Raw genomic sequence first — 23,751 nt, 5'->3', positions numbered from 1 at the left:
GTGTTGTTGGTTGCGTTTCACGACTCGTCGCGCTGCCAGGTGACTGCGCCCGAATGGGTCACGGCGCCCTGGTGGGCGGGGCGCACGGTGAGCGCGTATTTTTCCAGCAAGCCGCGGTGCGCCACCCCCGCGTTTACCTGACGTCTGGACAGCCGCAGCGCGATTTCTTCCGCTGCCAGTTCCACCGAAATGGTGCGCGCCCCGGGCCGCGCGTCGATGGCCACCATGTCGCCGTCCTGCAGCGCCGCAATCGGCCCGCCGTCGGCCGCTTCGGGCCCCGCATAGCCGATGCACAGGCCGCGCGTGGCGCCCGAGAAGCGCCCGTCGGTCAGCAGCGCCACCTTGTCGCCCATGCCCTGGCCGTAGAGCAGGGCGGTGATGCCCAGCATCTCGCGCATGCCGGGGCTGCCCTTGGGGCCCTCGTTGCGGATCACGATCACGTCGCCGGCTTCGTAGCGGCGGTTCTGCACGGCGGCCTGCGCTTGTTCCTCCGAATCGAAGACGCGCGCCGGGCCGCGGTGCACCAGCGTCTGGAGGCCCGCGGTCTTGAGCAGCGCGCCGTCAGGGCAGAGGTTGCCCTTGAGCACGGCCAGCCCGCCGTCGCGCGTGATCGGGTTGCCGGGCGCGCGCACCACGCGGCCGTCGGGCGCCGCGGCATCGGCCAGTTCCTCGGCCAGCGTGCGGCCGGTGAAGCTGAGTGCATCGCCGTGCACGAAGCCCTGCTCCATCAGCGTGCGCAGGATGACGCCCGCGCCGCCGATGTAGAACACGTCGCGCGCCAGGTACTGCCCGCCCGGGCGCAGGTCGGCGATGAGCGGCGTGCGCGCAAAGACCTCGGCCACGTCGTCCAGGTGGAACTTGATGCCGGCCTCGTGCGCGATGGCCGGCAGGTGCAGCGCGGCGTTGGTCGAGCCGCCGGTGGCCGAGACCACGGCGCAGGCGTTCTCGAGCGCCTTGCGCGTGACGATGTCGCGCGGCAGGGGGCTGTCGCCCATCACCGCCTTCATGAGGTTCTTCGCGGCGCGGCGCATCAGCGGCGCGCGTTCGCTGAACACCGCCGGCACCATGCTCGAGCCCATGGGCGCCAGGCCCAGCGCCTCCGACACCATGCCCATGGTGTTGGCCGTGAACTGGCCCGCGCAGGCGCCCGCGGTGGGCAGGCAGGCGCGGCTCATGGCGTCGAGCTCGTCGTGCGTGGCGGTGCCGGCCAGCACCTTGCCGATGGTCTCGTAGGTGTCGACCACGTTGAGGTCGCGGCCATCGGGGCCCGGCATCTGCCCGGGCAAAGCCGAGCCGCCATGCACGAACACGCTCGGCACGTTGCAGCGCACCATGCCCATCATCAGGCCCGGCAGGTTCTTGTCGCAGGCGCCGATGGCGAAGATGCCGTCCCACTGGTGGCCGCGCGTCGAGGCCTCCACGCTGTCGGCGATCAGCTCGCGCGAGATCAGCGAGAAGCGCATGCCCGAATGCGCCATGGTGAGCCCGTCGCTCACCGACACCACCGGGCATTCGTGCGGCGTGCCGCCGCCCGCGTAGATGCCGATCTTGGCATGCTGCGCCTGCTCGCGCAGGTTGAGGTTGCACGGGCTCATCTCGCCGCCGGTGTGGAACACGCCGATGTGCGGGCGCGCGATGTCCTCGTCGTCCTGGCCGAGCGCATGCAGGAAGCTGCGCGTGGTGGCGCGGATCGTGCCCTCGCGGATGGTGGCGGAGCGAAAGCGCTTGCTGTTCGGATCGGTGGGAGTGGTCATCGGGCGGGCATCGGCTGGCTGGCTGTCTGGATTGCAGAAGGGTCAGAACATGCCGTTGCTGTTGGCGGCGGTCTCGGGCACGGGCTGCACCACATCCCAGTGCTCGACGATCTTTCCGTTCTCCAGCTTGAAGATGTCGACGATGGCGCTGCCGCGCGTGCCCGGCTCGCGCACCGCGTTGACGTGCAGGATCACAAAGTCGCCATCGACAAAACTGCGCTTGATGTCGCTGTGCGACTTCGGAAATTTCTCGCGCAGGAACGCGATGAACTTGCGGAAGCCCTCGGGCCCGTCGGCCGCCGTGGGGTTGTGCTGCACGTAGCGGTTGCCCACGTACTGCAGGGCCGCGTCGGCGTCCTTCTGGTTCAGGCCTTTTTCGTAGAAGGCCAGGACCGCCTGGCGGTTGGCCTCCTGCTGGGCGGTGGCGGCTTGCGGCTTGCCGGTGCCCATGGGGGCGCAGGCGGCGAGGAACAGCGTGGCGGCCGCCGAAAGGGCCGCAAGAGTGGCGCGTTGCATGACAGGTGCTCCGGTGCGAAAGAGATGGAATGAATCGTTCAGTAGCCGCTGGGCGTCACCGCGCTCGCGGCGCTCTTGTAGCGGGACGACAGCTGCCTTGCCGCCGCCGTGAGCAGGATGGTGTCCACGCCTACCGCCACGAACTGCGCGCCGGCGGCCAGCCACTTGCGCGCCTGCTCCTCGGTGGTCGAGAGAATGCCCGGCGCCTTGCCGGCCTTGCGGATGCGCGCAATGGCGTCGGCGATCATGGCCTGCACCTCGGGATGGTTGGGCTGGCCGACAAAACCCATCGAGGCCGACAGGTCGGCCGGCCCGATGAACACGCCGTCCACGCCCGGCGTGGCCGCGATGGCGTCGAGGTTCTTCATCGCCTCCACCGTTTCGGCCTGCACCAAGAGGCAGGTTTGGGCGTTGGCCTCGTGCAGGTAGCGCGGATAGGCCTGCCAGCGCGAAGCGCGCGCCAGGGCGCTGCCCATGCCGCGGATGCCTTCGGGCGGATAGCGCATGCCCTGCACCATGCGCGCCGCCTGCTCGGCGGTGTCGACCATCGGCACCAGGATGGTCTGCGCGCCGATGTCCAGGAACTGCTTGAGCAGCGTGACGTCGCCCACCGGAACCCGCACCACGGGGTGCGAGCGCTCGGGCTCAGGCTGTGCCGACCAGGCGCTCGAGATGCCCTGCAGCTGCGCGAGCACCGAGCGCACGTCGTTGGGCGCGTGCTCGCCGTCGACCAGCAGCCAGTCGAAGCCGGTGCCGGCCAGGATCTCGGCCACATAGCCGTCGGCCATGCCGACCCAGAGGCCGATCTTCTGTTCGCCGGCCTGCATGGCCTGCTTGAAGGTGTTCAAAGGTGTTTGCATGGTGGGTCTTTTAGATGAGACGAAAGGCAATGCTGCCCAGAGGGCCGTAGTCGGCATGGAAGGTGTCGCCGGGCAGGGCGGTGGTCGGCCGCGTGAACGAGCCGCCGAGCACCACTTCGCCGGCTTCGAGGCATTCGTCCCACGGCGCGAGCTTGTTCGCGAGCCAGGCCACGCCCGTGGCCGGGTGGTTGAGCACGGCCGCGGCCACGCCCGATTCTTCGATCACGCCGTTCTTGTAGAGCAGCGCGCTCACCCAGCGCAGGTCGACCGCGTCGGGCTTGACCGGCCGTCCGCCCATCACGATGCCGGCGTTGGCCGCGTTGTCGGCAATGGTGTCGAACACCTTGCGCGGCGCCTTGGTGTGGCGGTCGAACTGCTCGATGCGCGCATCGATGATCTCGATGGCCGGCACCACATAGTCGGTGGCGGCCAGCACGTCGAAGATCGTGACGTTCGGGCCCTGCAGCTTCCTGCCGAGCACGAAGGCCAGCTCCACCTCGATGCGCGGCGCGATGAAGCGCTTGAACGGAATGTCGCCGCCCTGCTCGAAGAACATGTCGTCGAGCAGGGTGCCGTAGTCGGGCTCGTCGATCTGGCTGGACTGCTGCATGGCGCGCGAGGTCAGGCCGATCTTGTGGCCCCGCGGCACGCGGCCTTCCGCGATCTTCTGCTTCACCCATGCACGCGAGATGGCGTAGCCGTCCTCGATGGTCATTTCGGGAAAGCGCTTGGAGAAGTGCTCGACCTGAACGCGCGACTTTTCGCTTTCGTGCAGTTCGGCCGCGAGGCTGGCGATGGTGTCGGCGGTGAGCATGGTGCTACTTGTTGAAGAGTGGATGCAGGTTGCTGTGCTTGCCGTCGTACACCTGGCCGGGGCTTTCGTCGATCTGCAGCGTGATGCCGATGTGGCGCTTGTCGAAGATGGGCGCGAAGTGCTTCTTCGCGCCATCGAGCAGCGCGTCGCCGGCCTTCTTCCTGTCTTCCTCGTTTCGGCCCGCCGCGATGCGCACGTTGATGTAGACGAAGGCGTAGTCGTCCGCATCGTCGGCCACGGCGTAATGCACGGCCGGGTAGGCCAGCACCCGTGTGCCGCCGGTGGGAAAGAGCTTGCGGCCCGCGCCGTCCTTCTGCGCGACCAGGACGGCGGCGAGCGAGCGGCACAGGCCGCCCATGTCGGCTTCGGCTTCGAGATTGGCGGTGTACTGGATGACGACGTGGGGCATGCGGTGCTTTCTCAGGTGGTGGTTTCCGCAGGCAGTGGCGTCACGGGAAAGATCGCATTGATCTGCCCCGTGCCCGAGCTCCCGAAATAGGGCGTGACCACTTCCACCGGCGCGGCGTAGCGGTCCCAACCCAGGAGGCCCAGCAGCATCGCGGTGTCGTGCATGTCGCCTTCGCCCCAGCACTTGTCGGCGTACATCGGCAGCATGCCGACGAAGGTCTTCCAGTCGCCGGCCTCCCAGAGCTCGACCACGCGGCGGTCCACCTGCTCGAGGAAGGGATCGTAGACCTTGTGCATGAATTCGGGGGCGCGGCCGTTGTCCGCGAAGTGGTGCGAGAGCGAACCGCTCGCGAACACCGCCACCGTGCCCTCGTAGCGCTCCTCGATCGCGCGCCGCACCGCCAGGCCGAAGCGGCCCGACTCCGTGAGGTCGTGCCAGTCGCACCAGCCGCTGATGCTGATCACCTTGTAGTGCTGGTCGGCGTTCATGTAGCGCATGGGCACCAGCGTGCCGTATTCGAGTTCGAGCGTGGTGTCGCTGTGCGCGCGGCTCTTCACGCCCATTTCGTTCGCCACGTCGGCAATCAGGTGGCCCAGAGCCGGGTTGCCCGGGTAGGCGTACGGCATGTTCTTGATGAAGTGCGGCAGCTCGTTGCTGGTGTAGGTGCCGCCGAACTTCGGGCCGCAGTTGATGTGGTATTCGCTGTTGACCTGCCAGTGCACGTCGAACACCACGATGGTGTCCACGCCCAGCGCGCGGCAGCGCCGGTCGATTTCCTTGTGGCCGTTGATCGCCGCGTCGCGGCAGCCGAAGTTCGGTCCCGGGAACTCCGAGAGGTACATCGACGGCACATGCGTGATCTTGGCGGCGAGTGCGAGGGTGCCCATGGTCAAGCTCCCCAATGCGGAATGTGATGCGAGCCCATCGACACCGCCACGTTCTTCGGCTCGCAGAACACCTCGTAGCTCCAGGTGCCGCCTTCGCGCCCCGTGCCCGAGGCCTTGGTGCCGCCGAAGGGCTGGCGCAGGTCTCGCACGTTCTGGCTGTTGACGAAGCACATGCCGGCCTCCACCGCGGCAGCCACGCGGTGGGCGCGGCCGATATTCTCGGTCCAGACGTAGCTCGACAGGCCGTATGGGATGTCGTTGGCGAGTGCTATCGCGTGCGACTCGTCCCTGAACGGGATCAGGCAGGCGACGGGGCCGAAGATCTCGTCCTGCGCGATCTTCATGCGGTTGTCGACGTCGGCGAACACGGTGGGCATCACGTAGTTGCCGCGCTGAACGCGCTCGGGCAGGTTGGCCGGTGCATCGAGGCCGCCGCACAAGAGCGTCGCGCCTTCCTTCGGACCCAGCTCGATGTAGCTGCGCACCTTGGCCAGGTGCGCTTGCGAAATCATCGGGCCCACGATGGTCTTCTCGTCGAGCGGGTCGCCCACCGCGATGCGCCTGGCGCGCTCCGCGAATTTGGCGGCAAAGTCGGCGTAGATCGACTGCTGCACCAGGATGCGCGAGCCGGCGGTGCAGCGCTCGCCGTTGTTGCTGAAGATCATGAACACGGCCGCGTCGAGCGCGCGGTCGAGGTCGGCGTCCTCGAAGATCACGAACGGGCTCTTGCCGCCGAGCTCCATGCTGAATTTCTTGAGGCCCGCGCTCTTCACGATGCGGTTGCCCGTGGCGGTGGAGCCGGTGAACGAGATCGCGCGCACGTCGGGGTGCGCCACCAGCGGCTCGCCGGCCTCCTTGCCGTAGCCGTGCACCAGGTTCAGCACGCCGGGCGGAATGCCCGCTTCGAGCGCGAGTTCACCGAGGCGCGCAGCCGTCAGCGGCGAGAGCTCGCTCATCTTCAGCACCGCGGTGTTGCCGAAGGCCAGGCAGGGCGCGACCTTCCAGGTGGCGGTCATGAAGGGCACGTTCCACGGGCTGATCAGCGCGCACACGCCCACCGGGTGGAACAGCGTGTAGTTCAGGTGCGTGGGCGTGGGGTAGGTGTGGCCGTCGACGCGCGTGCACATCTCGGCGAAGTAGTAGAAGTTGTCGGCCGCGCGCGGGATCAGCTGCTTGCCGGTCTGCGCGATGACCTGGCCGCAGTCGTTGGTCTCGGTCTGCGCGATCTCGGGCACGTGCTGCGCGATCAGGTCGCCGAGCTTGCGGACGAGCTTGGCGCGCTCGGGCGCGGGCAGGCCGGCCCACTTGGGGAACGCCTCCTTCGCCGCAGCCACGGCCGCGTTCACTTCGGCTTCGCCGCCCGAGGCGACTTCGGCCAGCACCTCCTGCGTGGCGGGGTTGACGGTTTCGAAGTATTCGCTGCCGGCAACAGCCTTGCCGGCGATCAGGTGATCGACTCTCATGTTTTTCCTTGGATGGTGTTGACCAGCGCGCCGATGCGCTCGATCTCCGTCACGACCACGTCGCCCGGCCTGCAATCGACCACGCCGTCGGGCGTGCCCGTGAGGATCAGGTCGCCGGGCGAGAGCGTCATGAAGCGGCTGAAATACTCGATGAGGAAGGGCGCGTCGAAGATCATGTCGCGCGTGCTGCCCTGCTGCGTGACGGTGCCGTTCACCGTGGTCTTCAATGCGAGCGCCATGGGGTCGGGCACGTCGGCCGCATCGACGAACCACGGGCCGAGCGGCGTGCAGGTGTCGCGGTTCTTCACGCGCAGGTTGGGGCGGTACCAGTTCTCCAGGTAGTCGCGGATCGCGTAGTCGTTGGCCACGGTGTAGCCGCCGATGAAGTCGTAGGCGTCGGCCCGCTTTACGCGCTTTGCGGTCTTGCCGACCACGATGGCGAGCTCGCATTCGTAGTGCATGAACTGCACGCCGGCCGGGCGGTGCGTGTGCTGGCGGTGGCCGATCAGCGTGCTCTGGCCCTTGACGAACACCAGCGGTTCCTCGGGCGCCTTGAACTCGAGTTCCTTCGCGTGGTCGGCGTAGTTGAGGCCGAGCGCGAGGATGGTGCGCGGCCGCGGCGTGGGCGCGAGCGGCGGCAGCCACGTGAGCTGTTCCTGCGGCACGATGCGGCCGTCGTCCAGCCGCACGGCGGCATCGGCCTGGCCGTTGAATTCGTGCGCGGTGCCGGTGTGCTCGCGGCCTTCGAAGATGACGCGTGCGTGCTTCATGCGGCGGCCTCCTGCACCAGCGTGTTGCAGAGGCTCTCGAACCCCGGCGCGGAAATCTCGATGCGGTCGCCCGCACGCGCCAGCGGCCGGCCGGCGTCGCAGCCGAGCATCAGCACGTCGCCATGCGCGAGCGTCATGAATTCGCCCACGTCGGCCAGCAGCTGCTGCGCGGGCCGCACGAGCTGCGAGAAGTCGATCGACTGCTTCAGCGTGCCGTTGATGCGCACCTCGGCGCGAAAGCCCGCGGGATCGGCCACCTCCTGCGCATCGCGCAGCGCCGGGCCGACGCCCAGGAAACCGTCGACGCACTTGAACTTCACGGGCGGGCGGAAGAAGCTCGCATGCGGAATCGAGAGATCGTTCATCAGCACGAAGCCTTCCACGTCGCCCTCGGCGCCGATCACCATGCCGATGCTCGCGCCGATCTCCACCTCGGGCACCGATGCAGGCACCGCGATGGCGCTGCCGTGCGGGCTCCAGGTGTTGGCGGTCTTCACGTAGAGCACGGGCGCCTTCGGCGGTGCCTTGTAGGGCGGCTCGGTCATCTGCGGCGCGAGCGCCTGCATTTCCGCGCGGAAGTTCAGCAGCGTGCCGTACACGGTGCCGGCGGGCAGGAAAGGGGAGGAGGGGCTCATTCGGGTTGCTCCAGCGCGATCAGTTCGTCCAGCAGTCCGTACAGCTGCGTCAGCTTGGTCTTGCCCAGCGACTGCTCCAGCCATTGGTAGTGCGACTCGATGCTCGAGGACAGCTTCTTCACCAGCTTCATCCCGTGCGCCGTGGCCTCGACCACGGTGCGGCGCTGGTCCTCGGGATCGCGGCTGCGGGTGATGAGGTCGTCGCGCTCCATGCGCGCGAGCACGCCGGTGAGGCTGGGGCCGAGGATGAAGGCCTCGCGCGCCACGCGGCCGGTTTCCACCGCGCCGTGCTCGCCGAGCACCCGCAGCACGCGCCACTGCTGGTCGGACAGCGCATGCTCGCGCAGGCTGGGCCGCGTGTGGGCCATGACGGCTTCGCGCGCCTGCAGCAGCAGGCGCGGGAGGTTGCGGTGGGTGAAGGTGCTGGCCACGTTTCTAGTTTCGACGAATTAGTTAACATGTTAAATGATCGGGCGTGAGAGGGCCAGGGCGCAATCGGGAAAACCCGTGTCAGGCGAAGGGGCGCTGCTCAGCGCGGCGCTGAGGGCCCAGAACGCGCGGTGTTCTGAAAGGCGTAATCGGGGACGCCGCGATCACCGTGTCCAGTTCACTCAGAACTTGGGATAGTGCGTGGCGTCGCGCTTCCTGAAATCCGACGCTGCAACACCGAATTCCTTTTGGCAGTGCTCGAGCAGTGTCGACAGGTTGTCGAATACCTCGGATCTGTAGTCCGTCGCGTGGTCGTTGAAGACCTCTTGATCGTCGTGATGCTCCCGACCGACCTTGAACGACTCCACTTCGTACAGCCAGGGTGTTTGGGGGGAGGGCGTCCTACCGAGCCTGAGTACCTCCGGATGCAGCTCTTCCAGCGAAAAAATTCCCTGATCGATCAGTTCCCGGTCTCTGGCCGTCAGATAGGGTCTGGGACGAATGATCAGATAGAAGGAGGTTGCACCGCCGTCGAGACTCCGCTCGAAGAAGGCGCCGTCCGGGTCTGCTTCCATGGATGCCGGAAACGGGCGGTGTGTTTGCGCGATGTTCGCCATAGGTAGGTAGAGCAGTGTTTCGGCTCAGGGAAAAAAGATCCGGATGATCTTCCCGTCGAAGTTGTGAATCTGCAAGTGATTGCCTTCGAGGGCATGGTCTCCTGCCTTGGCATTCGGGTCCGCTGCATCCCAGTGGTAGGTGCCTTCGCGCTGATAGGCGCCGCGTCCGCCCGGCAGCCAGTCCGAGCCCGACTCGGACTTCTTTCCTTCGGGCAGTGGTTGATCCGTGGTGTTCCGGAACGCGCCCCGGCGGCCGGCCGGTCCTGTGGTGTAGGCGAGGAGCAGCTCGATCGCATCGTCCTTGGACGCCACATCGATTCGCGCACGCCGGCCCTGCTGAAGCTGTTCGTCAATGCTCCTCAAATGCCTTTCGCAACTGGCTGCGAGTCCCAGCGGATCGATCCAGAAGTAAGGATTGCTGCAGCCGTAGGCGTAGGGATTCACGCCACCCCGCAGCCCGATGGGATCTGCTGAAACATAGGCGCCGATGATGGGGTCGAAGTACCGATGCCTGTTGTAGAAGAGGCCCGTCTCGGCGTCTTCCTGTTGCCCCTGGCATCTGATCGGCTGTGCAAGAAGTTCGCAATCCTTGCGTGCGATGCCGCCCCAGACGTCGTAGCGAACGGCCCACACGATCTGGCCGTCACGGGTTGTCATGCGCAAGGGACGGCCATCGGGATCGTTGTGATAGTGAAGAACCCGTGCGGTGTCCTCGGAGGTGTCCACGCTGGACGGCGGCATCTCCTTGTCTATCAACGCCAGTGGCTCGAAGGTGCCGGGCTTGAGGACGAATTCGCGCGTCTTCGCATGCAGCTGTCTGAGCGCGTCCTCTTGCTTGCGTCGTTCCAGCAAGCTCGTCACCGGGGATTTTTTCGTCTTCGGCACCAGGGCGTTTTCCTGGCAAGCCTCACCGAGCAGCGCATCCCCGTCCCAGAAGAACCAGGTCGTATGCGTGGTGTTGCGTTTGAAGACGCGGCGGCCCAAGGGGTCATAACCGTAGGTGGTCACTTCTCCATGGTGCGGGCCGCGCTCCCATCGGCTCTGGGTCAGCCGCTGATTGGTATCCCATGCCAGGTGCAGGGCAGGCTGGTTGGGTGCGCGCGTCTGTGTGCGGCTTGTGAGGTTGCCGGCGCGGTCGAACACGTAGTGCCATCCCTCGTGCTCACCCTCACGTGTCCAGTGCTCGGGTTGCTGTTGGCCGCTTGCGGTCTGCGCCATCGCGACGATTCGCACGTTTGTCCTGAGCCGATCGCCCGCAGGGTCGCTCAGGTAGTGCCTGACGCGACCCATGGGATCGACGTGGGACAGGATGCGCCCCATCGGATCGTGGGTGTAGAGGTCGTTGCCTTGTTGGCTGTCCGTGCGTCGCGTCAGATTGCCGGCGGCGTCGTAGTCGAAGCGCGTGTCGAATAGTGGCGCGCCGTCCTTTGCGACGGCTTGTGCAGCGACCAAGCCCTGGTCGTTGTAGCGCAGCGTGCGAACCACGTGCTCGCTCAGATGCTCCGCCGTCGCTTGCCCCAAGGCGTTGCGTTCGATGGTGATCGGGGGCTCATCGTTGATGGCGATCTCTGCGGGTCGATTGAGCAGGTCGTAGCGCACGGCCACCCGGTTGCCCGCGCTGGTCTTGCGCTCGACGGAGTTTCCGGCCGCGTCGTAGGCGCGTTCGATCCGGAAGCTGCCCTGCTGTTCCTCGACCAGATGACCGAGCGCGTCGAAGCGATGTTTGAAATGGCTGTGGGCGTTGCGAGCCTCGACGAGCCGGCCCGCTGCGTCGTACCTGAAATCTTCCGCACCGGCCGGCGCGCCTCCCGAGATTTCGGGCCAGGTCTTATGCGTGATGCGACCCATGGCGTCAGTATGGAAGCTGATCGTGCGGCCCATTGGATCGATGCTGCGCAGGAGCCGTCCGCTGGCGTCGTAGTGGAAGCGCCGGCATTGCCCCCAGTAATCGATCTCCTCGACGATTCGGCCCAAGGGATCGCGTGTGAGTTCATGGCGTTCGCCGCGCGGGTTGACTACAGCGACGAGCTGCTCTTCACTGTCGTAGTCGTAGCGCACGGCATGACCATCGGGTTGAACTCGCCGGGCGATCAGTCCCGTGCCGCTGTAGGTCAGTTCGGTGATTGCACCGTTCTCGTCGGCATAGCGCACCAGCCGGTCCTCGGCGTCGTACGCACAGGTGAGTTGGGCGCCGTCGTGCTGCGTGATGCGTTGCAGCCTGCCTTTCGCGTCGCAGTGATACCGGCTTCGTTGCCCCAGTGCGTTGACTTGCGTGCGCAGCCGCCCGAGTGCGTCATAGTCGAAGCGGGTGACATGGGTCAGGGCGTCGATCATCTGGGCGGGCAGCCCATAGCGGTCATAGCGCAGCTGCGTGACCGCACCCCGCGCATTGACATGGCGCACCAGCTGGCCGCGGTCGTCATGCTCGAAGCGGGTGACGGCGCCCAGCGGATCGGTCTGGCTGGATGGCAGCCCGCGTGCGTCGCTGGCGTGCTCCCAGCGATGACCCAGCGGATCGATGACGGCGAGCAACTGGTCATCGCTGTCGTATTCGCAGCCTACGATGCTGCCATCGGGATGTCGTACGCCCAACAGATTGCCCCGCGCATCGTAGGTGAACCCTGTGCGCAGCCCCCCGGGCGCAGTCACCGCCACCGTCCGCCCCACATCGTCATACTCAAAGGTGGTCACGCCATCCAGCGGATCGATCTCCGCCAACGGCAGCCCCGCCTCGTCGAACTTGACCACCGTGAGGTGCCCCAGCGAGTTGGTCACCTCGGTCTGCCGCAGCGCCGCGCTGTAGGCGAAGCGGTAGTCGTGCAGCCCGCCGTCGCCCCAGGCGTGCACCACGCGCCACTGCTCGTCGTACGCGTAGTGAAACGACAGGCCCGTGCGGTCCGTGTGGCGCGCCATGCGGTGCTGCAGGTACGCAAACTCGCGCGCCGCACCCAGCGCATCGCTCGCCGCCAGCAGGTCGCCGTCGGCATGGCGGTAGCGCACCAGCGGATGCTCCTGCCCGGTGGCCGGGTCGCGCAGCGCCATGGACTCGATGTACCCGCCGCGCGACTGCACCTCGATGCTGCGGCCCGGCAGGCCGTCCACGCCGCTTTCGGCGATGCGCACCAGGTCGCGGCCCCGCCGCACGAAGCGCCAGTGGTTGCCGCAGGCATCCTCGATGCGCGCGATGGGCAGGGGCGCGGCCTGCAGTGCTCCCTCGGGCGACAGCGCATCTTCGAAGTGGTAGCGCAGGCCGCTCTTGAAGCGCACCACGAGCGCCGTGCCCTGGCGCATCAGCCGCGCACCGTCCACCACGTCGAGCACCTGCTGTCCTTCGGCCTGCGGCAGCGCAGGGAACAGCGCGAATTCTTCCGGCCCCTGCAGGCTGAGCAGGCCGTCGGCTTCCGCCATCAGGCGCACATCCGCCGGGGTCTGCCAGCCGTGGCCGCAATGGCCGGGCAGGGCGTGGTCGCGCGATGCATAGACGCGCGTCCAGCTCAGCGGAAGCCGGCCCGGAATGCTGAAGTCCTCGTGCGTCACCGAGACGCTGCCATCGCGGATGTCCACCGGCTCGGCACGCAGCACCTGGCACTTGAGGAAGCCCGGCGGCATGTTCTTGAACACGCGCCGCGCGATGCGGGTGTAGGCCCGGCCCAGCGCCTTGAACAGCCCGCGCTGGACCATCGCGCCCCACGAGATGGTCGGCGGCCCGCCCACGAACACCTGCGGCGGGATGGCGACGTTGAAGGTGGTCGGCAGCATCAGGCTCAGCCGCAGCGGCTTGACTGCCTTCTTCTTTCGGAACGGCGGCACCAGGCCCACGATGTTGCAGGCCAGCACCGGCACGCCGATGCGCGAGAAGGGTTCGCCATCGGCCAGCACGATGCGGCTGCCCATGAAAAGCTCGTCCTCGAACTGGGGGCCGCCGGGCGCCTTGATCACCGGCATGGGGGCGCCGACGAGGACGTGGAAGTCCACGCCGCCCGTGCCGGCGTTGGCCCGGCGCACCCCCGCCACCTCGACGGTGGCGCCGAGCGGGAAGGGAATGCTCGCGGGCATCTCGCCGCCGCCGGCCGGCGCGCCCGGCGGTGCCGGCACCTCGGGCGCTGCGGTGCCTTGGCCGATGGTGTCCAGGCCCGCCTGCATGGCACCGTCCACGGCTGCCATGCCCTTCACGATCGGGTTGTCGGGCGAGACCTGGATGGTCGGCAGGTAGTCGAACGGGTCCATCACGATGCCGATGTGCAGCGTGGGCCATACGCCGGGCGGCGCCAGGTAGGTGTGGGCGTCGATGCCCAGCTGGGGGTCGAAGTGCTTGGCCGCGAAGAACAAGGTGCTTTCTCTCCGGCGTGTGTTGGGCTGAGGCGGCGCGGTTCAGGCTGCCTCGACGAAGGGCTGCGGATCGGGCAGGCGGGCGAACGCCGGCGGCTCGCGCCATTCGTCGACGCCCTGGTCCAGCGGATGGCTCACATGCGGCAGCCCGCTCCAGGCCGGATCGAGCCATTGGCGGCCCAGCGCGATGACGGTGCGGAACACGTCCTCGCTGCCTTGGACCCATTTCTCGCGCTCGCGCAGCAGGGTCTGGAATGCCTGCTCGTAGTGCTGCGCGAGCCGCGCCTCGATGGCGTCGATCGCGGGCCGCGGCGGCCGCTCGCCCAGCCGATGGCCGGCCAGGTCGGCTTCGGCCAGGGCCGCGCGCGCGTCGCGCTCGTAGCGGGTGGCGCAGTGCGCGATGCGCTCGCAGCGCCTGGGGTCCTGCATCACGAGCATGTCGTGCAGCAGCTGCGGCACGGTGCTCCGGGGGCGGTCGGCGTCGGCCATGGTGCGCGCCTCGCGGACGCCCGCCAGCGCCGAGGCCCACGCCCGGTCGCGCTCGCCGGCGCTGCGCCAGGCCTGGGCCGCGGCACGATGGCCTTCGACGGCGAACATGGCGTGGGGCACGCGGCGGGCCGCTTCGGCGGCCTCTTCGAATGCATAGGCGGCCTGCTTCATGTCGCCCGCCGCGGCCCAGGCCCCGCCTTCGGCCATCCAGCCCTGCATGAACAGCGTTGCACCCATGGGGTTGCCGGCCTGCGCCGCCTCGGCCGCCGAATCGCGGGCCCGGCGGTAGCGCGTGATTGACGCGCCGAAGTCGCGCGCCTGCAGCCAGGCACCGCCCACCATCATGTCGAGCACGGCGCGCTGGTCGGCCCAGCCGTTGCGCGTGGCCAGCCGCAGGGCGCGTTCGCCCGCGGCCTGCACCCCGGCCGCGTCGCCCAGGCGCAGCAGCGACAGCATGTCGGCATAGAGCTGGCGGAAGAGGGCCGCGCCGCTGCTCCCGCCGCCGCTCTGGGCGGCGATCTCGCGCGCGGCCTCGAGGATGTCCAGCGGCGCATCGACCACGCGCATCGCGCCCGCATGCCGCTCCACCAGCGGCTGCCAGGCGCGCGAGTCGCTGTCGTCCACCAGCACCAGCCGCAGCAGGCCGGCCTCCTGCGGCGGCATGGGCGTCTGCATTGCCGCATCGAACCAGCGCTCGAAGCAGTCCGCGTCGCTCACGCTGGCGGGCTGCAGCACGACCGACATGCGCTGGCAGCGCAGGTGCCGCGCCAGCGAGCAGCCGGCTTGCACGAAGCCGGCGGCGCTGTCCCAGCCGGGCTGGCCCTCTTCGTCCCAGCTGGCCGAGACACCCTGCTTCACGAGCTGCGGCCGGTTGTGCCGGTACGTGTCGATCAGCTGCTGCCGCAGTTCGCGGCTGTAGCGAAAGCCGGTCTCGAAGGCCGTGTCCAGCCGCAGGAAGAGATCGGGCGTGCTGTATTCGCTGTCGACCATCTGGAGCGTGAAGAAGGCCTCCAGCATGCGCTGCGAGTCGGGCGGCGCGCGCAGCACGATGGCGCGCAGCGCCGGGTCATCGGTGCGCTCCCACCACAGGTCGTGCAGCTGGGCCATGCGTTTCTCGACGGGGTTGCGTGTCGACATGGCGGCCTCAGCAGTTCAGGAAGATCTTGGTGCCGTTGACCGTGACGCCCGCGTCGTCCAGCATCAGGTTCGCGCTGCCGGCGCGCAGCACGATGCGCCCCGGCGTGACCTCCACCGTCGTGCCCTCGACATTGAGCACCACGCTGGTCGGGCTTGCATGCGTCATGGCGCCGGACGAGTAGGTGTCCAGCGTGCCGCCCTCGGCGCTCACGCCGACATTGGTCGAGGCCACGGCGGAAAAGTCCCCGCCCTGCGCGAACAGGCCCACGTTGAGGGCGGCCGTTCCATAGATGTTGGCGGCCGAACTGGTCAGGGAGAAGTCGCCCTGCGAAGTGGCCGAGGCCGGGCCGGCCGGCACGTTCAGCGTCATCGCGTCGTTGTAGGTGCCGGTGTGCGACTTGGCGCAGACCTGGTAGGCCTGCCCGATGGTGGTGGTCTGGCCGAGGGCGACGTTCCAGGTGTCGCTGTCCTGGACCGTGACGCTGCGGGCCTGCGTCACCGCGAGCGAATCGGCGCCTGTGACCGAGGTGCTCTGGTTGCCGGTGACGCTGGCGGTGCGGTTGGCCTTGGCGGTGTGGGTCTGGTCGCCGGTGACCGTGAGGGTCTCGGTGCCGGTGACCGAGTGGCTGCGGTTGGACTTGACGGTGACCGTCTCGTTGCCGTCCACCGTCTCGGCGCGCTGGCCATGGACCGTGATCGTCTCGTTGCGGTCCACCGTTTCCGTGCGGTCGTTCTTGATGCGACTGGTCTCGTCGTGGTCGACGGTCTTGGTGCGGTCGCGGCCCACCGTGTGCACCTCGTCGTTCTCGACCTCGATCAGCTGGTCCTTCTCCGCATGCAGCCAGAGCTGCTCTTCGCCCTTCTTGTCCTCGAAGCGAAGGGCGTTCGCGTTCTCGCTGGTGCCGCCTTCGGAACTGCGCGACAGCAGGCCGCTCTGCGTGGCGTTGGCCGGCAGCTCCCACGGCGGCATGTTGTCCGCGTTGTAGACGCGGCCGGTGATGATCGGCCGGTCGGGGTCGCCGTACTCGAAGTCGACCACCACCTCCTGCCCGATGCGCGGAATCTGCATGCCCCCGAAGTTGGTGCCGGCCCACGGCGAGGACACCCGCACCCAGCATGAGCTGCTTTCGTCCCGGGTGCAGTAGCGGTTCCAGTGAAAGCTGAGCTTCACGCGCCCGTACTGGTCGGTCCAGATCTCGCGGCCCGCGGGGCCGGTGACCACCGCGGTCTGCGGGCCGGCGGTGCGCGGCTTGGCCGCATCCGGGGTCGGGCGGAAGATGTTGCTTGCCGGGATGACCTCGAACTCGACGTTGCACTGGAACTCTTCCTGCCCCGTGGCGTCGCCCGCTTCCTGCAGCAACAGGCGTGCCGCGGTGACGAGGTAGTCGGCGTTCGCGCCGTCCTGCGGATGGCCGGCCAGCGTGAAGCGATGGCCGGCCGCCACGCCGCGCAGGTTGCCCGCGCCGCTGGCCACCTGCCCCGGCGCACCGGCTTCTTCCATGCGCGCACGCGCGAGCTGCTCGCCCTCGGATTCCACGGCGTAGTTGCCGGGCCACGCGAACACCTCCCGCGTGCTGTGCTGCGTGCGCCGCGGCATCGCGCGGGCCTGCGTGAGGTCTGCCTTGGGCCGCGTGAAGTCGAAGTCGCCGGTGACCCACTTTCCGCTTTGCAGGCCTTCGGACAGCCGGAAGCGGTGGCAATGCTCCTCGTTGGACGATGCCTGCATGGCGCCGAAGGGAACCTGCTCGTAGCCGCCGGCCGGAAAGGGCCGGTGCGACTGCATGTCGTCGACGATCACCATCGTGTGGCCGGCCTCGCCGTGCTCGAAGTAGTAGTACAGGCCCCACTCGTGCAGCAGGCGGCTCGCGAAGTCGTAGTCCGTCTCGCCATACTGCACCACGAACTCGCGCGCGGGATAGCTGCCCGTGGCTCGGACGGAAAGCGCAAAGCCGTACGCGCCGAGCACCTCGCCCACCGTGTCGAGCACGCTGTTTTTCTGGAAGATCCTGTAGTCGCGCGTTCGCTGCGCCAGGCTCAGCCAGGGCTCGATGACCACTTCGTAGAGCGCCCGCCTGTTCTCCAGGCGCAGGAAGCGGGCGCGCGTCACCAGGCCGGAAATGTGGCGCTCCTGCCCCGCGCCGCCGGGGCGCCCGTCGAGCAGGATGTGCACGCTGAACTCCTCGCCGATCAGGGGCTTGAGCTTGACGTTCGCCGCCGAGCGCGCATCGATGTCCGGCGACTCCGGCGTGGTCAGCGTGATGGTGTAGCTGTAGGGGCGGCTGAGGGATTCCTCCCCCTCCACCCGCATCGGTTCGAGTGCGTCCATGCCTGCGAGCGTGGGCATGGCGCTGGAAGTTGCGGCGAGCTTGCGGCCGCGGTTGAAGGCGGACATGGCGTTGAGACTCCCTAGGTTGGGCCCATATTTCCTTGACCAAAACACATTTCGCTTCTTGCGTCTCCCTACACTTCGGCATGGCCAAGGAAAAAACTCTCTTCGTCTGCAGCGAATGCGGCGGCACCAGCCCCAAGTGGCTCGGCAAATGCCCGAGCTGCGGCGCCTGGAACACACTCATCGAACAGGTGGCGGGCGGCAGCGGCCCGGCCAACAACCGCTTCGGCACGCAGTACGCCGCGCTGGCGGGCGTGTCGGAGCTCGCAACCCTTTCCGAAATCGAAGCGACCGACGTCGCGCGCACGCCCACCGGGCTCGACGAGCTCGACCGCGTGCTGGGCGGCGGCATCGTCTCGGGCGGCGTCACGCTGATCGGCGGCGACCCGGGCATCGGCAAGTCGACCTTGCTGCTGCAGGCGGTCGATGCGCTGCAGCGCGCGGGGCAGAACGCGCTCTACGTCACGGGCGAGGAAAGCGGCGCGCAGGTGGCGCTGCGTTCCAGGCGGCTTGGCCTGGACCACTCGCAGGTGCAGGTGCTGGCCGAGATCCAGCTCGAGAAGATCATCGCCACGCTCGACGCCACGCGCCCGGCCATCGCGGTGATCGACTCGATCCAGACCGTGTACTCCGACCAGCTCACCTCCGCGCCGGGCTCGGTGGCCCAGGTGCGCGAATGCGCGGCCCACCTCACGCGCTTTGCCAAGACCAGCGGCACGGCCGTGGTGCTGGTGGGCCACGTCACCAAGGAGGGCGCGCTTGCCGGACCGCGCGTGCTCGAGCACATGGTCGACACGGTGCTGTACTTCGAGGGCGACACGCATTCGAGCTTTCGCCTCGTGCGCGCCATCAAGAACCGCTTCGGCGCCGTCAACGAGATCGGCGTGTTCGCCATGACCGAGCGCGGCCTGAAGGGCGTCGCCAACCCGAGCGCGATCTTCCTGAGCCAGCATGCCGAGCCGGTGCCCGGCAGCGTGGTGCTGGTCACGCTCGAGGGCACGCGGCCGATGCTGGTGGAGATCCAGGCGCTGGTCGACAACGGCGGGCCGAGCCCGCGCCGCCTCTCGGTAGGCCTGGACCGCGACCGGCTCGCGATGCTGCTGGCCGTGCTGCACCGCCATGCGGGCGTGGCCTGCATGGACCAGGATGTGTTCGTGAACGCGGTGGGCGGCGTGCGCATCAGCGAGCCCGCGGCCGACCTGGCCGTGATGCTCGCCATCACCTCGAGCCTGCGCGGCAAGCCGCTGCCCAGGGGATTCATCGCATTCGGCGAGGTCGGCCTTGCGGGCGAAGTGCGCCCCGCGCCGCGCGGCCAGGAGCGCCTGCGCGAAGCGGCCAAGCTGGGCTTCAGCGTGGCCGTGGTGCCCAAGGCGAATGCGCCGCGCAAGGGCACGAAGGAGATCGAAGGTCTGACGATCCATGCCGTAGAACGTATCGAGGAGGCGATGGACGTGGTCCGCCGCCTGGATTAAGACCGGTTGCCAGGGAAAAAATGCCCGGCGCGCCAGGGGCGCGCCGGGCGATCCTCCCTGTTCCCACGATGTGTGCCATGTTGTGCTGGCAACCTCGGTTGCCTCTCCCTGAAGCCGGTTGCGTCGGCCCGTGCGGTGAAATGTGCCTGCTGGAACCGCGACTCGATGCGCTTTTCGGGGCGAGTACCGCCTTGCGCGCCTGGCAGTAGCAACGGCCGCTACCGCACAAGGCGACAATGCGCCCCATGAATTTCCAGAAAATATGGGTGCCCGTGGGCGGCATCGTCCTGCTCGGGCTCGCATGGCGCAGCTACGGCTGGGCCGGCGTGGCGCTGACCGGCGGCGCCATCGTGATGTTCCTGCTGCTGCACTTCAACCGCGCGATGCAGGTGCTCAAGCGCGCGGCCGACCGGCCGGTGGGCTATGTGGCGAGCGCGGTGATGCTCAACGCCAAGCTCAAGCCGGGCGTGACGCTGATGCACGTGATCGCGATGACGCGCGCCCTGGGCGAACTGCGCTCGCCCAAGGACGAGCAGCCCGAGCTCTACCGCTGGACCGACACCGGCGGCTCGTACGTCGACGCCGTGTTCAACGGCGGCAAGCTGCAGAGCTGGACGCTGACGCGGCCCGAAGCCGCGCCTGACGACGCGCCGTCTTCCGAAGAAGACAAGGCGGGCTAGGAAGCAGCCAGGAAGAAGCGCTGCGCGTCAGAACGGCGCGTCTTCTTCCTCAGCTTCGGCATCGGCCGGCGTGGTGGTCGTGGGTGCTGCCGCCGCAGCCTTCGGCGCTGCTGCTGCGTCCGCGGGGGCGCCGCTGAAGGCCGCCTCGCCGCCCAGCGCGTCGAGCAGTGCCGGCACCAGCTGGCCGAGCTCGCCGGTGGCAATGGCCACGTCGGCGTCGAAGTTGTCTTCCTTCTTGCCGCCGGCCGCGCCGTCGCCCGTGCCTTCGAGGAACACGATCTTGCGGATCAGCATGCCGTGCGTCAGCTCGAAGGACACGCGGTCGTCCCAGGTGAGCGCCAGGCGCGTGGGCCGCTTGCCGTCGGTGATGTGCTTTTGCACTTCCTCGATGTCGAGCGGGTGCTTGGCGTAGCGCACCACGGCCTTGGAATCGTCCGAGGCCTTGAGCTCGCATTCGCGGTCGATGGTGAAGCCGGCCGGCGGCTCCTGCGTCAGCAGCCAGTTGGCCATGGCGGCGGCCGGCTCCACCTGCGTGTTGATGAGGGCCACCGCAAAGCCGTCGAGCGACTTCACGAGGCTGGTGACCACTTCGTCGGCGCGCGAGGCGTTGCCGCTGTTGATCACCAGCCGGTGCTCGGCCTTGTCGATCCACACGGCCACGCGGGCGCTGCGCGTGAAGGCCATCGGCAGCAGCTCCAGGGTGATGTCCTCCTTGAGCTCCTTCTTTTCCTTCTTGCCGGGCTTGCGGCCGGTGGCGGCCTCGATCTGCGCGCAGCGCTCGTCGAGCTTGCGGCGCACCACGGAGCCGGGCACCGCCTTGCTCTCGATCATGTATTCGACCAGCCACTGGCCGTCGATGGATTCGACCAGCGGGCCGTTGGCTTCGCCGCGGGGCTCCACCCAGCCGGCGGATTTTTCCTGCGAGGGGCCGCAGGGCTCGAAGCGCGCCTTGGCGAGCGCTTCTTCGGCCTCGGCCAGTGTTTGGGACCAGGCAGGTTCGATGCGATAGACGATGACGTTCTTGAATACGGACACGGAAACCCTTTTTTCCACTGGTTTGGACAACCGGCCATTGTCGGGCACGGCGTCGCGGGCTCGGCCGTAAAATCGAAAGCTTTTGCGACTTCCCCCATCGCTCCCCACACAGCTCCCAAAGGAATCAGGAAATGAGCTCGATCCCCCCCTCGCTGGACGACCGTGACGGCAAGATCTGGATGGACGGCGAACTCGTGGACTGGCGCGACGCCAAGATCCACGTGCTGAGCCACACGCTGCACTACGGCTGCGGCGCCTTCGAGGGCGTGCGCGCCTACAAGACGGCCGACGGCAGCACCGCCATCTTCCGCCTGGCCGAGCACACCGAGCGCCTGTTCAACAGCGCCAAGATCCTGCGCATGAAGATTCCCTTCACGCAGGAGCAGCTCAACGAGGCCCAGAAGCAGGTCGTGCGCGAGAACAAGCTCGAAAGCTGCTACCTGCGCCCGCTGATCTGGATCGGCTCCGAAAAGCTCGGCGTGAGCCCCAAGGGCAACCGGATCCACGCCATGGTCGCGGCCTGGTCCTGGGGCGCCTACCTGGGCGAAGAGGGCATGAAGCGCGGCATCCGCGTGAAGACCTCCAGCTTCACCCGCCACCACGTCAACATCACGATGACGCAGGCCAAGACGGTGAGCAACTACACCAACTCGATCCTCGCCAACATGGAAGCGCTGGACGACGGCTACGACGAAGCGCTGCTGCTCGACGCGAGCGGCTTCGTCTCCGAAGGCGCGGGCGAGAACATCTTCGTGGTCAAGGGCGGCGTGGTCTACACGCCCGACCTCTCGGCCGGCGCGCTCAACGGCATCACGCGCAACACCATCCTGCACGTGTGCAAGGACCTGGGGCTCGAACTGGTGCAAAAGCGCATCACGCGCGACGAGGTCTACATTGCCGACGAGGCCTTCTTCACCGGCACCGCCGCTGAAGTGACGCCCATCCGCGAGCTCGACCGCATCGAGATCGGCAACCGCGGCGACGGCGGCTCGCGCGGCCCCATCACCGAAAAGATCCAGGCTGCCTTCTTCGACATCGTGAACGGCAAGAACCCCAAATACGCCCACTGGCTCACGAAAGTCTGAGAAAAACCATGCCTACCAACGCAGTCGTCGAACTCCTGGCCAGGGAGCTCAACCATCAGGGCGGCGTGTTCTGCCCCAGCCCCAAGGCCGACATGAAGCTCTGGGACACCCACCCCAAGGTCTACCTGGACGTGGCGCGCACCGGTGAAGCCAAGTGCCCGTACTGCGGCACCGTCTACCGCCTGAAGGCGGGCGAGACGGTGTCGTCGCGGCATTGACCGTTCGCGGCCTGCTCGGGCGCTTCGGCGCCGCCTACCTGCTCCTGCTGCTCATCCTGGGCCTGGCGCTGAACATGTTCGGCGTCCAGGCCAACGCGGGCGTCAATACCGCCGCGCTGCTGGGCGCCGTGATGTGGGTGTGCCTGGCCTTCGGCAAGAAGAACGGCCGCTACCTCGCGCGCAATGAAAAGACCCGTGCCGTGCTCGGCATGATCGCGATCGACCTGGCGATCCAGGCCGCGGTCTCGGTGGCGGCGGCCATGGTTGCCGGCGCCTCGGTCCTGCAGCTGGGGCCGATGCTGTTGGTGCTGCTCTTCGTGGGCGTGCTGCACGCCGCGGTGATCTATTTCTTCGTCGGCATGGCCGGCCGGCAGTTCGCGGCCGCCGAAGCCAGGCGCAGCAGCAGCAGATAGCTATCGGGATTGCGGCGGGACCTCGAGCGCCGCCGCGATGCGGCGCGTCGGCCACAGGCCCTGCCAGGGCTGCGTCTCCCGCGGTTCCTGCGCGAGCCGCAGGTAGACCATCGCGATCCACAGCAGCGCCAGGCCGATCTGCGCGTCGCGCACGGCCGAGTTCACGCTCGACGCAATCAGCGCGATCAGCGTGGCCGCCAGCGCATAGCGGCCCGCGATGTCGGGCCGCTTCCACGCCTGCCAGACGGCGCCCGCCATGATGGCCAGCAGGCTCAGCAAGGCCGGCAGCCCGCCCTGCGCGCCGACCCAGAGGAAGTCGTTGTGCGGCATGTTCGAGTCGGCGAAGAGGGCCGGCCCGCGCTTGTGCCACTGGTCGGTCCAGCCGCCGATGCCCCAGCCCGTGAGCGGCCGGTCGGCGATCATGAGGCCGGTGTCGCGGTACATGTAGTAGCGGATGACCCAGCTGCCCTTGAAGATTTCGCCGGCCTGCGCCTTCTCGATTTCCTCCACGCCGGTCTCGACCTTGTGCTGCAGCTGCGGCAGCTGGTAGAGCGCGGCCGCCAGCACCACGGCGCCCAGCACCAGCGCGCTCACCAGCATCTTCAGGTGGCTGCGCCACTGGTGGATGCAGACCACCGGGATCACCAGCAGCAGCGCGAGCACCGAGGTGCGCGAGGTCAGCGGCAGCGCCACCACCAGCCCCAGGCCCAGCATCAGCACGAAAGCCGGAATGGCGCGCAGCGGCCGGTGCGCGGCGATCTGCGCAATGCCCCACACGGCGGCCGTGGACGCCACCACGCTGAACAGCAGCGCATTGCTGATCGACTTGTTGCCCACTTCCATGACCACCGCGCGCAGCGGCGACCAGATCGGAAAGCCGATGGCGTAGTAGGCCACGACCAGCAGGATGTTCAGCGCCGCGATCAGCAGGAAGCCGCGCAGCGCCCAGACCGCTTCCTCGCGCGTGAGCGCCATCGCCATCAGGATGGTGAGGCCGATGCGCAGGCCGTGGAACAGGTTCGAGCCGGTCTCGGGGTAGTGCGGCCCGATGGCCAGCACGATGAAGGTCCAGGCCAGGTACGCCACCAGCGGCCACCACAGCGGGTTGGCGCGCAGCCGCGCGGAGCGCTCGCGCAGCCCGCCGGCCAAGAGCATGGTGGCGAGCAGCAGCAGGGCCGAAAGGTAGGTGAGGCCGACGGGCATGAACACCACCAACCCCCAGAACATGGCCGCGGGCCTGACGATGTGCGATCTCTGCATAGGGGCGGCATTTTAGGTGGAAGGCTTGGTACTCCCCCAGGCTTCGCGCACTTCGTGTCGCTTCTCCTTCCCCCTCGCCGGGGGCGACGC

At 67.9% G+C, this 23,751-nt stretch carries 21 protein-coding genes; 5 read left to right on the top strand and 16 right to left on the bottom strand.

Annotation, left to right across the window (positions count from 1 at the left end):
- Nucleotides 1-17: 17 nt before the first annotated feature.
- From ilvD to VPA02S_RS11040, 14 genes are all read right to left on the bottom strand, one after another.
- Nucleotides 18-1,754 (bottom strand): dihydroxy-acid dehydratase, encoded by a 1,737-nt coding sequence (ilvD, locus tag VPA02S_RS11105; RefSeq protein WP_062363797.1) that lies wholly within the window; start codon nucleotides 1,752-1,754, stop codon nucleotides 18-20.
- A 42-nt stretch (nucleotides 1,755-1,796) separates the two neighbouring features.
- Nucleotides 1,797-2,270 (bottom strand): nuclear transport factor 2 family protein, encoded by a 474-nt coding sequence (locus VPA02S_RS11100; RefSeq protein WP_012745402.1) that lies wholly within the window; start codon nucleotides 2,268-2,270, stop codon nucleotides 1,797-1,799.
- 38 nt (nucleotides 2,271-2,308) lie between these two features.
- Entirely contained in the window at nucleotides 2,309-3,130 is an 822-nt protein-coding gene (locus VPA02S_RS11095) for an aldolase/citrate lyase family protein (RefSeq protein ID WP_012745403.1), read from the bottom strand.
- A gap of 10 nt (nucleotides 3,131-3,140) precedes the next feature.
- Nucleotides 3,141-3,944, bottom strand: a complete 804-nt coding sequence (gene hpaH / locus VPA02S_RS11090) for a 2-oxo-hept-4-ene-1,7-dioate hydratase (RefSeq protein ID WP_012745404.1) — start codon at nucleotides 3,942-3,944, stop codon at nucleotides 3,141-3,143.
- 4 nt (nucleotides 3,945-3,948) lie between these two features.
- A complete protein-coding gene (locus VPA02S_RS11085; protein ID WP_012745405.1) occupies nucleotides 3,949-4,353 on the bottom strand; it encodes a 5-carboxymethyl-2-hydroxymuconate Delta-isomerase in 405 nt (134 codons plus the stop codon).
- An 11-nt stretch (nucleotides 4,354-4,364) separates the two neighbouring features.
- Nucleotides 4,365-5,240: a 3,4-dihydroxyphenylacetate 2,3-dioxygenase gene (gene hpaD / locus VPA02S_RS11080; protein ID WP_012745406.1), complete on the bottom strand. Its 876-nt coding sequence runs from the start codon at nucleotides 5,238-5,240 to the stop codon at nucleotides 4,365-4,367.
- A 2-nt stretch (nucleotides 5,241-5,242) separates the two neighbouring features.
- A complete protein-coding gene (gene hpaE / locus VPA02S_RS11075; RefSeq protein WP_012745407.1) occupies nucleotides 5,243-6,703 on the bottom strand; it encodes a 5-carboxymethyl-2-hydroxymuconate semialdehyde dehydrogenase in 1,461 nt (486 codons plus the stop codon).
- Entirely contained in the window at nucleotides 6,700-7,473 is a 774-nt protein-coding gene (locus tag VPA02S_RS11070; protein WP_012745408.1) for a fumarylacetoacetate hydrolase family protein, read from the bottom strand. The genes hpaE and VPA02S_RS11070 overlap by 4 nt, the downstream gene beginning before the upstream one ends.
- A complete protein-coding gene (locus tag VPA02S_RS11065) occupies nucleotides 7,470-8,108 on the bottom strand; it encodes a fumarylacetoacetate hydrolase family protein (protein ID WP_012745409.1) in 639 nt (212 codons plus the stop codon). Before VPA02S_RS11065 ends, VPA02S_RS11070 begins: the two co-directional genes overlap by 4 nt.
- Entirely contained in the window at nucleotides 8,105-8,539 is a 435-nt protein-coding gene (gene hpaR / locus VPA02S_RS11060; protein WP_012745410.1) for a homoprotocatechuate degradation operon regulator HpaR, read from the bottom strand. The genes VPA02S_RS11065 and hpaR overlap by 4 nt, the downstream gene beginning before the upstream one ends.
- A gap of 180 nt (nucleotides 8,540-8,719) precedes the next feature.
- Entirely contained in the window at nucleotides 8,720-9,154 is a 435-nt protein-coding gene (locus VPA02S_RS11055; protein ID WP_062363795.1) for a hypothetical protein, read from the bottom strand.
- A 24-nt stretch (nucleotides 9,155-9,178) separates the two neighbouring features.
- The gene (locus VPA02S_RS11050; RefSeq protein ID WP_012745412.1) at nucleotides 9,179-13,483 is read right to left on the bottom strand and encodes an RHS repeat-associated core domain-containing protein; all 4,305 of its coding nucleotides are present in this window, start codon (nucleotides 13,481-13,483) and stop codon (nucleotides 9,179-9,181) included.
- 42 nt (nucleotides 13,484-13,525) lie between these two features.
- Nucleotides 13,526-15,109, bottom strand: coding sequence for a hypothetical protein (locus tag VPA02S_RS11045; RefSeq protein ID WP_012745413.1), 1,584 nt, complete (start codon nucleotides 15,107-15,109; stop codon nucleotides 13,526-13,528).
- Between the two features lie 7 nt (nucleotides 15,110-15,116).
- Nucleotides 15,117-17,501, bottom strand: coding sequence for a type VI secretion system Vgr family protein (locus VPA02S_RS11040; RefSeq protein ID WP_012745414.1), 2,385 nt, complete (start codon nucleotides 17,499-17,501; stop codon nucleotides 15,117-15,119).
- Between the two features lie 80 nt (nucleotides 17,502-17,581).
- Between VPA02S_RS11040 and radA the strand changes: the two genes are divergently transcribed.
- Together radA and VPA02S_RS11030 are read left to right on the top strand one after the other, a co-directional pair.
- Nucleotides 17,582-18,970: a DNA repair protein RadA gene (gene radA / locus VPA02S_RS11035; RefSeq protein WP_012745415.1), complete on the top strand. Its 1,389-nt coding sequence runs from the start codon at nucleotides 17,582-17,584 to the stop codon at nucleotides 18,968-18,970.
- 236 nt (nucleotides 18,971-19,206) lie between these two features.
- Nucleotides 19,207-19,650, top strand: coding sequence for a hypothetical protein (locus VPA02S_RS11030; protein ID WP_012745416.1), 444 nt, complete (start codon nucleotides 19,207-19,209; stop codon nucleotides 19,648-19,650).
- A gap of 27 nt (nucleotides 19,651-19,677) precedes the next feature.
- Here the strand turns inward: VPA02S_RS11030 and VPA02S_RS11025 are convergent, their stop codons facing one another.
- Complete coding sequence (locus tag VPA02S_RS11025; RefSeq protein WP_012745417.1) at nucleotides 19,678-20,685, bottom strand: recombination-associated protein RdgC; 1,008 nt, start codon at nucleotides 20,683-20,685, stop codon at nucleotides 19,678-19,680.
- A gap of 131 nt (nucleotides 20,686-20,816) precedes the next feature.
- Between VPA02S_RS11025 and VPA02S_RS11020 the strand changes: the two genes are divergently transcribed.
- The 3 genes from VPA02S_RS11020 to VPA02S_RS11010 are packed head-to-tail and all read left to right on the top strand — an operon-like array spanning nucleotide 20,817 to nucleotide 22,401.
- Nucleotides 20,817-21,770 carry a branched-chain amino acid transaminase gene (locus VPA02S_RS11020; protein WP_012745418.1) on the top strand — a complete coding sequence of 318 codons (954 nt, stop codon included), beginning with the start codon at nucleotides 20,817-20,819 and terminating at the stop codon, nucleotides 21,768-21,770.
- Nucleotides 21,771-21,778: 8 nt separating this feature from the next.
- Entirely contained in the window at nucleotides 21,779-21,988 is a 210-nt protein-coding gene (locus tag VPA02S_RS11015; RefSeq protein WP_012745419.1) for a zinc-finger domain-containing protein, read from the top strand.
- The gene (locus VPA02S_RS11010) at nucleotides 21,985-22,401 is read left to right on the top strand and encodes an ABZJ_00895 family protein (RefSeq protein ID WP_012745420.1); all 417 of its coding nucleotides are present in this window, start codon (nucleotides 21,985-21,987) and stop codon (nucleotides 22,399-22,401) included. Before VPA02S_RS11015 ends, VPA02S_RS11010 begins: the two co-directional genes overlap by 4 nt.
- Here VPA02S_RS11010 and VPA02S_RS11005 read toward each other — a convergent pair whose 3' ends face one another.
- A complete protein-coding gene (locus VPA02S_RS11005; protein ID WP_012745421.1) occupies nucleotides 22,402-23,661 on the bottom strand; it encodes an O-antigen ligase family protein in 1,260 nt (419 codons plus the stop codon). It lies immediately after the preceding gene.
- Nucleotides 23,662-23,751 lie beyond the last annotated feature (90 nt).

The organism is Variovorax paradoxus NBRC 15149, from assembly GCF_001591365.1.
GTDB classification, from domain to species: domain Bacteria; phylum Pseudomonadota; class Gammaproteobacteria; order Burkholderiales; family Burkholderiaceae_C; genus Variovorax; species Variovorax paradoxus.
The sequence above is the reverse complement of the archived record's forward strand: the minus strand, read 5'-3'. Positions and strand labels throughout refer to the sequence as shown.

Bases quoted from the DNA above. Each gene is read 5' to 3' on its own strand.
- hpaD (WP_012745406.1), bottom strand. From the start codon at position 5,240: ATGGGCACCCTCGCACTCGCCGCCAAGATCACGCATGTGCCGTCGATG.
- VPA02S_RS11040 (WP_012745414.1), bottom strand. From the start codon at position 17,501: ATGTCCGCCTTCAACCGCGGCCGCAAGCTCGCCGCAACTTCCAGCGCC.
- VPA02S_RS11015 (WP_012745419.1), top strand. From the start codon at position 21,779: ATGCCTACCAACGCAGTCGTCGAACTCCTGGCCAGGGAGCTCAACCAT.
- ilvD (WP_062363797.1), bottom strand. From the start codon at position 1,754: ATGACCACTCCCACCGATCCGAACAGCAAGCGCTTTCGCTCCGCCACC.
- hpaE (WP_012745407.1), bottom strand. From the start codon at position 6,703: ATGAGAGTCGATCACCTGATCGCCGGCAAGGCTGTTGCCGGCAGCGAA.
- VPA02S_RS11065 (WP_012745409.1), bottom strand. From the start codon at position 8,108: ATGAGCCCCTCCTCCCCTTTCCTGCCCGCCGGCACCGTGTACGGCACG.
- VPA02S_RS11070 (WP_012745408.1), bottom strand. From the start codon at position 7,473: ATGAAGCACGCACGCGTCATCTTCGAAGGCCGCGAGCACACCGGCACC.
- radA (WP_012745415.1), top strand. From the start codon at position 17,582: ATGGCCAAGGAAAAAACTCTCTTCGTCTGCAGCGAATGCGGCGGCACC.
- VPA02S_RS11085 (WP_012745405.1), bottom strand. From the start codon at position 4,353: ATGCCCCACGTCGTCATCCAGTACACCGCCAATCTCGAAGCCGAAGCC.
- VPA02S_RS11030 (WP_012745416.1), top strand. From the start codon at position 19,207: ATGCGCCCCATGAATTTCCAGAAAATATGGGTGCCCGTGGGCGGCATC.
- VPA02S_RS11020 (WP_012745418.1), top strand. From the start codon at position 20,817: ATGAGCTCGATCCCCCCCTCGCTGGACGACCGTGACGGCAAGATCTGG.
- hpaH (WP_012745404.1), bottom strand. From the start codon at position 3,944: ATGCTCACCGCCGACACCATCGCCAGCCTCGCGGCCGAACTGCACGAA.
- VPA02S_RS11005 (WP_012745421.1), bottom strand. From the start codon at position 23,661: ATGCAGAGATCGCACATCGTCAGGCCCGCGGCCATGTTCTGGGGGTTG.
- VPA02S_RS11100 (WP_012745402.1), bottom strand. From the start codon at position 2,270: ATGCAACGCGCCACTCTTGCGGCCCTTTCGGCGGCCGCCACGCTGTTC.
- VPA02S_RS11055 (WP_062363795.1), bottom strand. From the start codon at position 9,154: ATGGCGAACATCGCGCAAACACACCGCCCGTTTCCGGCATCCATGGAA.
- VPA02S_RS11095 (WP_012745403.1), bottom strand. From the start codon at position 3,130: ATGCAAACACCTTTGAACACCTTCAAGCAGGCCATGCAGGCCGGCGAA.
- VPA02S_RS11045 (WP_012745413.1), bottom strand. From the start codon at position 15,109: ATGTCGACACGCAACCCCGTCGAGAAACGCATGGCCCAGCTGCACGAC.